General features: G+C 75.9%; 4 protein-coding genes (1 of these 4 running past the window's edge). 3 read left to right on the top strand and 1 reads right to left on the bottom strand.

Going from position 1 to position 12,784, the window contains the following annotated elements; translation table 11 throughout:
* The 3 genes in view from KBX43_RS25590 to KBX43_RS25580 are tightly spaced (each overlapping or abutting the next) and all read left to right on the top strand, a layout consistent with a single transcriptional unit that may run on beyond the window.
* A protein-coding gene (locus KBX43_RS25590; RefSeq protein WP_210887482.1) for a lantibiotic dehydratase crosses the window boundary here: on the top strand, positions 1–840 show its 3' portion. 1,476 nt of this gene lie to the left of the window's left edge; 840 of the gene's 2,316 nt are visible here — the last part of the coding sequence; the start codon falls outside the window, past its left edge; the stop codon is at positions 838–840.
* Positions 837–5,186: an SDR family NAD(P)-dependent oxidoreductase gene (locus KBX43_RS25585; protein ID WP_210887479.1), complete on the top strand. Its 4,350-nt coding sequence runs from the start codon at positions 837–839 to the stop codon at positions 5,184–5,186. Before KBX43_RS25590 ends, KBX43_RS25585 begins: the two co-directional genes overlap by 4 nt.
* The gene (locus KBX43_RS25580; protein WP_210887476.1) at positions 5,183–10,501 is read left to right on the top strand and encodes a non-ribosomal peptide synthetase/MFS transporter; all 5,319 of its coding nucleotides are present in this window, start codon (positions 5,183–5,185) and stop codon (positions 10,499–10,501) included. Before KBX43_RS25585 ends, KBX43_RS25580 begins: the two co-directional genes overlap by 4 nt.
* Here the strand turns inward: KBX43_RS25580 and KBX43_RS25575 are convergent.
* The gene (locus KBX43_RS25575; protein ID WP_210887473.1) at positions 10,469–12,784 is read right to left on the bottom strand and encodes a lantibiotic dehydratase; all 2,316 of its coding nucleotides are present in this window, start codon (positions 12,782–12,784) and stop codon (positions 10,469–10,471) included. The genes KBX43_RS25580 and KBX43_RS25575 overlap by 33 nt on opposite strands.

Genomic DNA, 12,784 nt, shown 5'->3' with positions numbered 1-12,784 from the left:
CTGTTCGCCGAGTCACCCGAGGCGCTGGCCGCCGGCGAGTTCGGGGCGGTGCTCGGCGAGCTGCACGCCGCGTACGCCACGTTCAACGCCGAGCTGTTCACCCACTGCCACCCCGACGTGGACCGGCTGCGGCGCGCGTACGCGGCCGACCTGGGCCCGGGACGGCTGCGCCCGCTCTACCCGGTCGACTTCCCCCGCGTCGGCGGGCGGTTGTCCGCGTCCCTGCACGGGCCGGACGACCACCGGCTCGCGTTCGCCGACGCGCCCGGCGCGCCGCGCGACCGGCTCGTGCCGGCGAACGCGGCGATCGTGTCCGAGGTGGACGGCGTGCTGGTGGCGACCGGCCCGGACGGCACGCGCTGGCCGCTGGTCGAGGTGTTCTCCGACCTGATCGCGGTGCACGCCGGTGACGCGTTCAAGCTGATGACCGACCGCCCGCACAGCCCCCGGGTGACAGTCGACCGGCTGGTGCTGGCGCGGGAGACCTGGCGCACCACGGTCGGGGCGACCGGCCTGGCCGACGCCGTCGACCAGGCGCGGCGCTACCTCGCGGTACGCCGGTGGCGGACCGCGCTGGGCCTGCCGGAGCGGGTCTTCGTCCGGGTGGCCACCGAACTCAAGCCCACCTACGTGGACCTGACCAGCCCGCTCTACGCCAACCGGCTCTGCCTGCTGCTGCGCGCCGCCCGGCGGTCCGGCGGCGACGACGTGACGGTGACCGTGTCGGAGCTGCTGCCCGCGCTCGGGCAGGCGTGGCTGCCCGACCGCGCGGGCCGCCGCTACGTCAGCGAACTGCGCCTGCACATCAGCGATTCGGCCGAGCCGGAGGTCATGGCGTGAACGAGACAGTGGAGCCGATCGCGATCGTCGGGCTCAGCCTGCGCGTGCCGGGGGCGGCGTCGGCGGAGGAGTTCTGGCGCAACCTGGTCGTCGGCGCCGAGTCGCTCACCCGGTTCACCCGAGCGGAGCTGCTGGCCCGGGGCGTCGCGGCGGAGCAGCTCGACGACCCGGCGTACGTGCCGGTGGCCGCCGTGCTCGACGGCGTGGACCGGTTCGACGCGGAGCTGTTCGGGCTGAGCCCCCGCGACGCGGAGCTGACCGACCCGCAGCAGCGGTTGTTCCTGGAGCACGCGCACGCCGCGCTCACCGACGCGGGCTGCGACCCGGCCCGCTACGACGGCGAGATCGGCGTGTACGCGGGCGGCAACGCCGACCTGTACCAGTGGCTCAACGTCCGGCGGAACCCGCGTGCGCTCGCGGACGCCGGTGAGCTGCGCGTGTCGCTCGGCAACAAGCCGGACTACCTGGCCAGCACCGTCGCGTTCCGGCTCGGCCTGCGCGGCCCGGCGATGACGGTGCAGACCGCCTGCTCGTCGTCGCTCGTCGCGGTGCACCTGGCCGCCGAGGCGCTGCGCAGCGGCGAGTGCGACACGGCGCTGGCCGGCGGCGTGTGCGTGGAACTGCCGCACGGCGTCGGGTACGTCGCCGACGAGGGCTACACCTCCGCCGACGGGCACTGCCGCCCGTTCGACGCGGACGCCGACGGCACCGTCTACGGCAGCGGCGTCGGCGTGGTCGTGCTCAAGCGGCTCTCCGACGCGCTCGCCGACGGCGACGACATCCGGGCGCTGGTCATCGGCAACGCGGTGAACAACGACGGCTCGGCCAAGGCGAGCTTCACCGCGCCGAGCGTCACCGGTCAGGTGGAGGTGGTCACGCAGGCGCTCGCGGTGGCCGGCGTCGCCCCGCGTTCGGTCGGGTACGTCGAGGCGCACGGCACCGGCACGGTCCTCGGCGACTCGATCGAGCTGGCGGCGCTGAGCACGGCGTACGGGCGGCGCACCGCCGAGCGCGGCTGGTGCGGGGTCGGCTCCACGAAGGCCAACATCGGTCACCTCAGCGCGGCCGGCGGCGTGATCGGTCTGATCAAGACCGTGCTGTCGATGCGGCACCGGCTCATCCCGCCCACCGTCAACCACGACCGGCCGCACCCGGACATCGACATCGAGGCGAGCCCGTTCTACGTGGTGTCCACGCTGACCAAGTGGGAGCCCGAGGACCAGCGGCCGCTGCGGGCCGGCGTCAGCTCGCTCGGCCTCGGCGGCACCAACGCGCACCTGGTGCTCCAGGAGGCGCCGCCGCGCGTACCCCCGGAGCCGGATCACGGCGGCGGCGAGCTGCTCCAGTTGTCCGCCGCGACCCCCGACGCGCTGGCCGCTGCTTGTGCCCGGCTGGCCGAGCGGCTCACCGGCGGGCCCGATGTGGGGCTGCGCGACGTGGCGTACACGTTGCGGGAGGGCCGGCCGGCGTACCGGCACCGGGCCGCCGTCGTCGCTGTCGACCGGGCCCGGGCGGCGGCGGCGCTCACCGACCCGAAGCGCCGGGCCGCCGGGGACGCCGCGACGCCGCCCCGGGTGGGCCTGCTCCTGCCCGGCCAGGGCGCGCAGCACCCCGGCATGGGCGCGCACCTGGCCGCTACCGAGCCGGTGTTCGCCGCCGCCGTGGACGAGTGCGCCGCGATCCTCGGCTGGGACGCGGGCGAGATGATCTTCGACGCCGGACCGGGCGCGGACGAGCGGCTGGCCGGACCGGCGGTGGCGCAGCCCGCGCTGTTCGCCGTCGAGTACGCGCTCGCGGCGCTGTGGCGGCACTGGGGCGTCACGCCCGCCGCGATGATCGGCCACTCCGTCGGCGAACTGGTCGCCGCCACTGTGGCCGGGGTGTTCGACCTGCCGGACGCGCTGCGGCTCGCCGCCGCCCGGGGCCGCCTCGTGCAGGCCGCGCCGGAGGGCCGGATGCTCGCCGTGCAGCGCGGCGCCGACGAGATCGCGCCGCTGCTGCCCGACGGTGTGGCGGTGGCGATCAGCAACGGCCCGCACACCTGCGTGGTGGGCGGCGCGCCGGAACCGGTCGCCGCCGCCGAGGTCCTCCTGCGCGAACGTGGCATCGGCTGCACGCCGCTGCGGTCGCCGTACGCGATGCATGTGCCGCTGCTGACGGCGGTGCGCGACGAGTTCGCGGCGCTCGTGGCGGCGGTGCCGCGCCGGGCGCCGGACCTGCCGGTGTTCTCGGCCGCGACCGCCGCGCCGTTCACCGACGAGCAGATCACCGACCCGGCGTACTGGGCCGACCAGTTCTGCCGGCCGGTGCGGTTCGGCGCCACGGTGGCCGCGCTCGCCGCGACCGGCGCCGCCGACGACTGGCTGCTGCTGGAGTGCGGCCCCGGCCGGCAGCTCGCCGGTCTGGCCCGGCTGAGCCTGCCGGCGGGGGCCCGGGCGCCGCTGCGCACGCTGCCCGCGCCGGGGGAGCGGCTGACCGGCAGGCAGACCGCGTACGAGGCGGCGGGCCGGCTGTGGACGGCCGGGGTGCCGGTGCGACTGCCCGCATCCGGCACGCCGCGCCGGGTGCCGCTGCCCGGTTACCCGTACCAGCGCGCCCGGCACTGGATCGACCCGGAGCCGGCGGCCGCGCCCGCCGGACCGGCCACCGACGAGCGGTACGACGACGGCGTGGTCGAGGTGCCGGTCTGGGGTCAACTGCCCGACCTCGCGCCCGTCGAGGCGCCCGGCCCGCTGCTGTTGTTCGCCGCAGGGGAGCGCGGCACGGCGCTCGCGGACCGGCTGCGCGAGCGCGGCGTGGACGTCACGGTGGTACGTCCCGGACCGGCCTTCGCGGTCCGCCCGGACGGCTACCGGCTGCGCCCGGCCAGCGTCGCCGACCACCAGCGCCTGCTCGACGAGTGCGCCGACGACGGCCGGGCCGCCCGGATCGTGCACGCGTGGGCGCTCGACGGCGACCCGGCCGGCCCGGACGCCGATGCCGTGGCGGCGGCCCAGGAACACGGGTACCTCGCGCTGCTGACCCTGCTGGAGGCGTTGCCTGCCGCCGACGTGACGCTGGACGTGGTGACCGCCGGGACGGCCGACGTGACCGGATCCGACCTGCTGCGCCCGGAACATGCCACAGTCGCCGGGGTGGTGCGCTCGGTGCCGCTGGAACGTCAGGGACTGCGTTGCCACTGGGTCGACGCCGACCCGGCCGACCCGGGCGCGGACGCGCTGGCGGACGAACTGCTCGGCGCCGAGCGGGCCGACGCGGTCGCGCTGCGGCTGGGCGGGCGCCGCTGGACACGCGGGTTCACGGCCGCGCCGGCGCGCCGGCGTACCGGGCCGGCACTGCGCGACGGCGGGCGCTACCTGATCACCGGCGGACCGGGCCGGATCGGCGGGGCGTTCGCCGCCGAACTGGCCCGCCGGGGCGCGCGGCTGGTGCTGGTCGGCCGGACCGCCCGGCCGGACCTGGTCGAGGCGCTGGAACGGGTCGGGGCGCAGGTGCGCCACGTGCGCGCCGACGTGACGGACGTGGACGCGCTGCGGGCGGTACGCGCCGACGTCGAGGACGACCTCGGCGGACTCGACGGCATCGTGCACGCCGCGCGGCTGCCCGACACCGGACTGTCCACCGGGTCGCGGCCGGCCGAGGCGACAGCCGAACTGCTGCCGAAGGTCACCGGCGCGCTGGCGCTGCGTGCGGTCTTCGGCGACATGCCGCTCGACTTCGTGCTGCTCAGCTCCTCGGTGACCGCGCTCGCCGGTGGCCTGGGCCGCGCCGACGACACGGCCGCCAACGCGTTCCTCGACGCGTACGCGCGCAGCCCGCACGGCTGGCGGTCGCCGGTGCTGTCGGTGGCCTGGGGCGCGTGGCGGGAGGAGGGCGTACCCGACCACGACGGGCTGGCCCCGGACGCGGCGGTGCGGGCGGCGCTGCGGGTCCTCGCCGAGGGGCGGACCGGCTCGGTGGCGATCGGCGCCTACACGGTGGGGGCGGTCGCCGGGCACGAGCGGCGGCTCGCCGCGACCACGGCGGCCACCGCCTCGACGGTGACCGCCGCCGACGGCGACCTGCAGGACACCGTCGCCCGGATCTGGCGTGACGTGCTGGGCGTGGCCGAGGTCGGCCCGCACGACGACTTCTTCCGGCTCGGCGGCACCTCGCTCGTGGCCGCGCAGCTGGTGCTGCGGATCCGGCAGGCGGTGGGCGCCCGGCTGTCCATGCGGGTGCTGTTCGACGCGCCCACCGTCGCGGCGATGGCCGCCCGGATCGAGTCGCTGCGCGCCGCCCCGTCCGCCTCCGCATCTGCTGAGGCGCCCATCCCGCGTCTGCGCCGACCGGGACGGCCGGGATGACCGAGTCGCGCCACGACGTCACGCCGGTGGACGACGTCTACACCGTTCCCGCCTCGTACGCCCAGGAGCGGGTCTGGTTCACCGCCCAGCTCAGCCCCGGGCAGCCGCTTTTCACCATGACCGACGCGGTCACCCTGCCGGCGGGCGCCGGGCCGGAGCAGGCGCTCGCCGCGCTGCGGACGGTCACCGACCGGCACGAGGCCATGCGCACCACGCTGCGCCTGCACGACGGGCGGCTCTACCAGGACATCCACTCCACGGTCCCGGTGGAGCTGCCGGTCACCGACCTGTCCGCGCTGCCCGAGCCGGAGCGGGACGCCGCCCGCGCCCGGATCGTCGCCGAGTACGCAGGTCTCGACCTGTCGATGGACGCCGCCCCGCTGTGGCGGGGCCGGCTGCTGCGGCTCGACCCGGACACCTGGTGGCTGCTGTTCGCCGGGCACCACGTCGTCCTCGACGGCACCTCCCTGCTCCACCTGCGCGCCGAGCTGACCGAGCTGTGCGCCGCCGCCGTCGCCGGCCGCGCGCCGGACCTGCCCGAGCTGCCGATCCAGTACGCCGACTACGCGGCCTGGGAACGCGACCGCCTCGACGGCCCCCGCTGGGACGAGCTGCGCGACTACTGGCGGGAGACACTGACCGGCCTGCCGGCAGTGCACGCGCTGACCACCGACCGGCCGCGCCCGGCGACGCTCACGTTCGACGGCGCCGACGTCCGCCGCACGCTGCCCGGGCCCGTGACGGCGGCGCTGCCGGAGCTGTCCCAGCAGGCCGCCGCGACCCCGTTCATGGTGCAGCTGGCCGCCTACGTGGCGCTGCTGCACCGCCTGTCCGGGAGCGACGACGTGGTGGTCGGCATGCCGGTGGCCGGCCGGGACCGGGCCGAGCTGGAACCGCTGCTCGGCATGTTCATGAACATGCTGGTGCTGCGCGTCGACGTGTCTGGCGATCCACCGTTCCTGACCCTCGTCCGCCGGGTCCGCCGGGTCGTGCTCGACGCCTGGGACCACCAGGACATGCCGTTCCAGAAGCTCGTCGAGGAGCTGGCGGTACGGCGCGACCCGGGTGTGCCGCCGCTCTACCAGCTCACGTTCCACCACCTGCCGACCGGCCGGGGCGAGGCGTTCGGCGGCGCCATGGACGACCTGTCGCTGGAGATCGCCGGGGACGAGCTGCGGCTGGAGTACCGCACCGCGCTGTTCGAGCGTGCCGCGATGGAGGCGTTCGCGGACCGCTACCTGCTGCTGTTCGCCGCCGCCGTGGCGGCGCCCCGGACCCGGGTCAGCGCGCTGCCGGTCATGCCGGACATCGAGCACGCGGCGGTCGTGACCGGCTGGAACGCCACCGCCGCCCCGGTGCGCCGGACCACGCTGGCGGAGCTGTTCGACGCCCAGGCCCGGCGCACGCCGGACGCGGTCGCGCTGGTCGACGGCGACACCCGGATGACGTACGCGCAGTTGTCCGACGCCGCCGAGCAGGTGGCGTCGCGGCTGGTCGCGCACGGCGTGGGACCGGAGTCGGTGGTCGCGATCCACGAGCCCCGCTCCCGCCGCCTGATCGCCGGGCTGCTCGGCATCCACCGGGCCGGCGCGGCGTACCTGCCGCTGGACCCGGACCACCCGCCGCAGCGGCTGGCCTTCATGCTCGCCGACGCCGGCGCCGGGGTGCTGCTGGCCGACGAGCTGCCGGACGGGCTGACCGTCCCGGGCACCGTGCTGCCGCTGACCGCGCCGGACCGGCCGCGCGCCGCCGGGGGCACCGCCGCCGGGCCGGGGAACGCGGCGTACGTGATCTACACGTCGGGCTCCACCGGACGGCCGAAGGGCGTGGTCAACGAGCACGCCGCGATCGTCAACCGGCTGGACTGGATGCAGGACGCCTTCGCGCTCGGACCGGACGACGCGGTGCTGCACAAGACACCGATCGGGTTCGACGTGTCGGTGTGGGAGGTGTTCTGGCCGCTGCTCGTGGGCGCGCGGCTGGTGCTCGCCGCGCCGGGCGGGCACCGCGACCCGGCGTACCTGCGGGAGCTGATCGAGCGGGAGCGGGTCACCACGGTCCACTTCGTGCCGTCGATGCTCGACGCGTTCCTGTCCACGGCCGACCCGGCCGGCCCGGCCCGCTGCGGGTCGCTGCGGCGGATCGTGTGCAGCGGCGAGGAACTGCCCGCCGACCTGGCCCGCCGCGCCGTCGCCGCGATCCCGTCGGCGGCGCTGCACAACCTGTACGGACCGACCGAGGCGGCGATCGACGTCACCGCCTGGGCGGCCACCCCCGACGCGCTGACCGGCGTGACCCGGGTGCCGATCGGCGGGCCGATCCGCAACGTGCGGACCTACGTGCTCGACGAGGCGATGCGCCCGGTGCCGGTCGGCGTGGCCGGGCAGCTGCACCTCGGCGGCGTGCAGGTGGCCCGCGGCTACCTGAACCGCCCCGGACTCACCGCGGGCGCGTTCGTCCCCGACCCGTTCGGCGAGCCCGGCGGCCGGCTGTACGCCACCGGCGACCTGGCCCGCTGGCGTACCGACGGGACGCTGGAGTTCCTCGGCCGCATCGACGACCAGGTGAAACTGCGGGGCCTGCGGATCGAGCTGGGGGAGATCGCCGCGGTGCTGCGCGAACAGCCCGGCGTCGGCTCCGCGGCCGTCGTCGTGCGCGGCGCCACGCCCGCCGAGCAGCGTCTCGTGGCGTACCTGACGGGCGAGGCCCCGGACCCGGCGGAGCTGCGGGCGGCGCTGAAACGGCGGCTGCCCGAGTACATGGTGCCGTCGGCGTTCGTGACGCTCGACGCGCTGCCGCTGTCCGCCAACGGCAAACTCGACACCGCCGCGCTGCCCGCACCCTCGTCCGGCGTCGCCCCCGCGCAGCGCCGTCCCCCGGTGACCCCGGTCGAGCAGACGGTTGCCGCCACCTGGCGCGACGTGCTCGGCGTGCCCGAGGTCGGCCTGGACGACGACTTCTTCGAGCTGGGCGGTCACTCGCTGCTGGCGATCCGGATGCTGGCGCTGCTGCGCGAGGCGTACGGGCAGGTCGACGTCGGCGTGATGGACGTGTTCGCGCACCCGACGGTGCAGGGGCTGGCCGCGCTGATCGACGCCCCGGCGGACGGGGAGCGGCAGCGCCCGCTGCTGTACGAGCTGACCCGGCCGGTCCCGGCGGACCAGCGGGTGCGCTCGTACGTGTGCGTGCCCTACGGCGGCGGGCTCGCCAGCATCTACCAGCCGCTCGCGGACGCGCTGCCGGCCGGGCACACGCTGTTCTCCGTGGCGATCCCCGGCCACGACGTCGGCGTCCGTGACACCGAGCTGCCCTTCGACGAGCTGGTCGAGCGGTGCGTGGCCGAGATCCAGGAGCGGGTGGACGGCCCGCTGGTCCTGTACGGCCACTGCGTCGGCGGCGCGCTGTTGACCGGCATCGCCCGGCGGCTGCACGAGCGCGGACGTCCCATCGAGGCGATCTACGCCGGGGGCGTGTTCCCGACCGCCCGCCCGGACAACATGCTCGGCCGGCTCGTCGACTGGGCCGACTCCCGGGGCGCGGACCGGCGGTACGAGACGTTCCTGCGCTCGATCGGCGCGGAACTGGCCGACCTGGACCCGGCGCAGGTCGACCGGTTCGTCCACCACGTACGGCGGGAGGCCGCCGAGGCGCAGGAGCGGTTCACCGAGTGGCTGGACGGCGAACCGGTGCGGGTGCCCGCACCGGTGATCTCCGTCGTCGGCACCCACGACGTGCTCACCGAGTACTACGAGGAGCGGTACCGCGAGTGGAGTTTCCTCGGCGAGTCCACAGCGCTCGTGGTGCTGGACGAGGCCGGGCACTACTTCGTCAAGCAGCGGGCCGAGGCGCTCGCCGAGGTGCTCACCCGCACCCATCCCCGGCTCGCCGAGCCGTCCGCCGCGCCGTCCGCCGCGCCACGACAGCTCGCCGGTGACGGCTGGGCACTGGCGGCCACCAGCACCGATCCGGTCACCGCCGAGACCGGCGTGCAACCGGGCGTACGCCGGTTCCTGGCGATCACCGCCAGCCAGCTCATCTCGTCGACCGGCTCGGCGCTGACCCAGTGGGCGGTGCCGGTCTGGGTCTACCTGGAGACCGGCTCGATGCTGTGGTTCGGCCTGTCCGGGGTGATCGCGTACCTGCCGGCGCTGCTGACGCTGCCGGTCGCCGGCGCGGTCGCGGACCGGTTCGACAGGCGCCGGGTGCTGCTGGCCGCGTGCGCGACGGCGGTGACAGCGGAGGCGCTGCTGGCGCTGCTGCTCTGGACCGACCGGCTGGGGCTGGCGGCCGTCTACACGCTCGTGTGCGTGCTCGGCGCGGCGTCGGTGTTCCAACGCATCACCTACCTGGCCGCGATCCCGCAGGTGGTGCCGAAGCGCTATCTGGGGCACGCCAACGGCATCGCGCAGCTCGCGGTCGGGCTCAGCTCGCTCGCGGTGCCGCTGCTGGCTGCGGGTCTGCTGGCCGCGATCGGCCTGGCCGGCGTCCTGGTCATCGACATCGTCAGCTACGTGGTGGCGATCGGTGTGCTGACCGCGGTGCGGTTCCCCGACCTGCTCGGCCGGCGGCGCAAGGAGCCGTTCCTGGCGGAGCTGATCGGCGGCGCGCGGATGACGTGGGCCGAGCCGGGCTTCCGGGCCATGCTGGGCTTCTTCTCGCTCTACAACCTGTGCCTGGCGAGCCTGCTGCTGGTGCCGCCGATGGTGCTCGCGTTCGGCACGATGGGCCAGGTCGGCACCGTGGCGTTCGCCGAGGCGCTCGGCGCCGTCCTCGGCGGACTCGCCATCGCGGTGTGGGGCGGCCCGACCCGGCGCCGGATGCCCGCGCTGATCGCCATCGCGTTCGGCGTGGCGGTCAGCCTGGTGCTCAGCGGCGTCCGGCCGAGCCTGCTGCTGGTGGCGCTCGGCAGTTTCGGCGTGGGGCTGGGCCTGGGCCTGCACAACGGCATCTACCTGTCGATCATCCAGGTGAAGGTGCCGCAGCGGTTCCACGGCCGGGTGCTGGCGATCATCCAGACGCTGACCTGGGCGACGCTGCCGCTGGGCTTCGCCGTGCTGGTGCCGCTGAGCGGGTCGCTGCTGGAACCGATGTTCGCCCCCGGCGGCGCGCTGGCCGGCAGCGTCGGCGCGCTGATCGGCACCGGCCCCGGCCGGGGACTCGGGTTCGCGTTCGTGGTGTCCGGGCTGGCCCTGGCCGTGGTGGCGCTCGGCGCCTACGGCGTACGCCGGCTGCGCCGGTTCGACACCGAGACCCCCGACGCGCCGGCGGACGCCACCGAGTGGCTACCGCACCTGCGCCGGGTCGACGATCTGTAGCCGCAGTTCCGAGGCGTACGCCCGGCCGGCCCCGTCGGTCAGCCAGGCGTCGTCCGGGCCGGGCAGCAGCTCGGTGACGGTGAGCCCGACGCCGTCGCCGCCCTTGGCGTGCGCGCCGCGCAGGAGCGTGCACAGCAGCCGGGTGTAGACGCCGCTGGTCAGGTCCACATAGCTGGGTTTGAGTTCGGTGTCGACCCGCACGAAGATCCGCTCGGGCAGGCCGAGCGCGAGCCGCCAGCGCCGTACCGCGAGGTAGCGTTCCCGCTCGCCCTTGACCGTGTGCAGGCCGGTCTCGCCCACAGTGGTGCGCCACGTCTCGCGGACCAGCACCAGGTCGTCGACGGTGACGCGTGGCGTGCGCCCGGCGTTGCCGGCCAGCTTCCACGTGTCGAACACCTGGTAGTCGAACAGCGGCGCGAACACCTCCAGCAGCGGCCACCGCCGCCCGTCGTCGGCGTGCGCGGAAAGAGTGCCGTCGTCGTCCGGCCGCACGGTCAGGGTCGTGATCGGCACGAGGCGGTCCGGGTCGGCGCCGGGCGCGTCGACGAACCCGAGCTGGGCGTCGGCGGGCCCGTGCAGCCACTCCGCGATCCGGGCGGTGTGCCGGGGCCAGTCCACCGGCGGCAGCAGCCGGACCCGGCCGCCGGGCAGGTCGGCGCGCATCCCGTCGCGCAGCCGCTGCGGGTCCGGGTGCCCGTACGCGAAGAAGTGCGTGTCGAACGCGGCCAGCGCCACGTGCAGCTCGCCGAGCACGACTGTGAAGTCGCCGCGCAGCAGCGCCGCCTCGTCCGGCGCGCACACGTGCACGTCCGGGCTGTGGATGCGGGCGGCGGCCCAGCCGGGCGCGTCGGCGGGGAACGCGGCGGCGACCCGCTCGGTCAGCGCGGCGGCGTCGAACCGCAGCTCCCGGGCGTCGGTGTCGGCGTCGGCCAGGCCGAGCACCGTCGACCACCGGGCCAGGAACTCGGCGGTGACGGCGGCGGCGGGCGGGTCCGCCCCGAACACCACCGCCTGCGCCAGGAACCACAGGTCGGCCACCGGCACGTCCGCGGTGGCCGACTCCGCCGCCAGGTCGCGGTACAGGGCGGCCAGCGCGTCGGCGTACGCCTGCCCGATCGCCGCGGTCAGCCACCGCGCCGACAGCAGCAGCGGTTCCAGCGGCGCGAGCCGTGCCAGCAGCGCGTCACCGAAGCGGACGTCCAGGTCGCGGACCGTCTCCAGGTGGCACAGCGTGCGGCCGGCGTACACCTCGCCGGGCTGCTGCCGCGCCTCCCGGCCGGTCAGTTCCACGAACCGCCGGTCCAGCGCGGACATCGCCGCGGCCAGCGCGTCCGGGCCGTCGGCGGCGGCCACCGCGTCGCGCAGGTCGCTCACCGTGGTTAGGTCGCCGAGCACCCGCTCGCGGACCGTGTCGTCGCCGATCGCGGCGAGCTGCTCGCGCAACGCGTCCTCGGCCGTGAGGTCGACCGGCAGGTCGAAGCCGATCCGCAGCACGCCGCGCCCGGCCAGGTCGTCGAGCTGCGCGTGCACGTCAGGGGCCCGGCGGAAGCCGCTCGCCGGGTCCGCGAGCAGCGCGGCGACCAGGTCGGCCACGCGCGGTCCGCGCCGCGCCAGCGTGAGCAGCGCGGCGGTCGCCGCCGGGAGCGTCTGCGGTGGATGGTGCGGGCGCCGCAGCACCCGGTCGCGCAGGCTCAGGTGCGGGGCCAGCCGCACCGGCAGCCAGTCCCGCACGCCTGGCCCGCGGGCGAAGGCCTCCGCGAGCGCGTCCAGGCCCCACCGCTCCAGGAACACCTTCCGGGTACGCGTCAACGCCGCGCCGGGACGCACCGTCGCGATCGGACCGCTGCCGCCCAGCTCGGTCCAGCAGATCGGGCCGAAGAAGCCCACCGTGTCGTTCTTCAGGCAGTACCGCTGCCAGTACTTCGCGACGACCTCCTCCCGGTGCCGCCGGCGCAGGTTGCGCGGGGCGTGCGGGCCGTCGCGCCGGATCGCGTCGACGGCGAGCAGGACCGCAGGGTTCTGCCAGGTCAGCGCCGTACGGAAGGCGTCGTCGCAGGCGATGCCGTAGACCGCCTGCCCGAGGTCGGCCGCGGCGGCGTCGAACGCCGCAGCGAACTCCGCCGCGTCGCCGTCCCCGCGCAGGTGCCGGTCGGCCGCCTCCGCGAGCGCCGGAGCGGCGAACCGGCTCATCCCGCCGGCCGGAAAACCGGCCGACCGGAGCAACGCGGAACGCCATACGTGCCAACGGGTTCCGGGCAGGGACGTGAGATGCTCTCGGGGCAT

The organism is Micromonospora sp. C41 (assembly GCF_018070485.1).
Taxonomy (GTDB): domain Bacteria; phylum Actinomycetota; class Actinomycetes; order Mycobacteriales; family Micromonosporaceae; genus Micromonospora; species Micromonospora chalcea.
This window is presented reverse-complemented; position numbering and strand designations above follow the sequence as displayed.

Coding starts and splice junctions, on each gene's coding strand:
- KBX43_RS25575 (WP_210887473.1), bottom strand. CDS start 12,784: ATGCCCCGAGAGCATCTCACGTCCCTGCCCGGAACCCGTTGGCACGTA.
- KBX43_RS25580 (WP_210887476.1), top strand. CDS start 5,183: ATGACCGAGTCGCGCCACGACGTCACGCCGGTGGACGACGTCTACACC.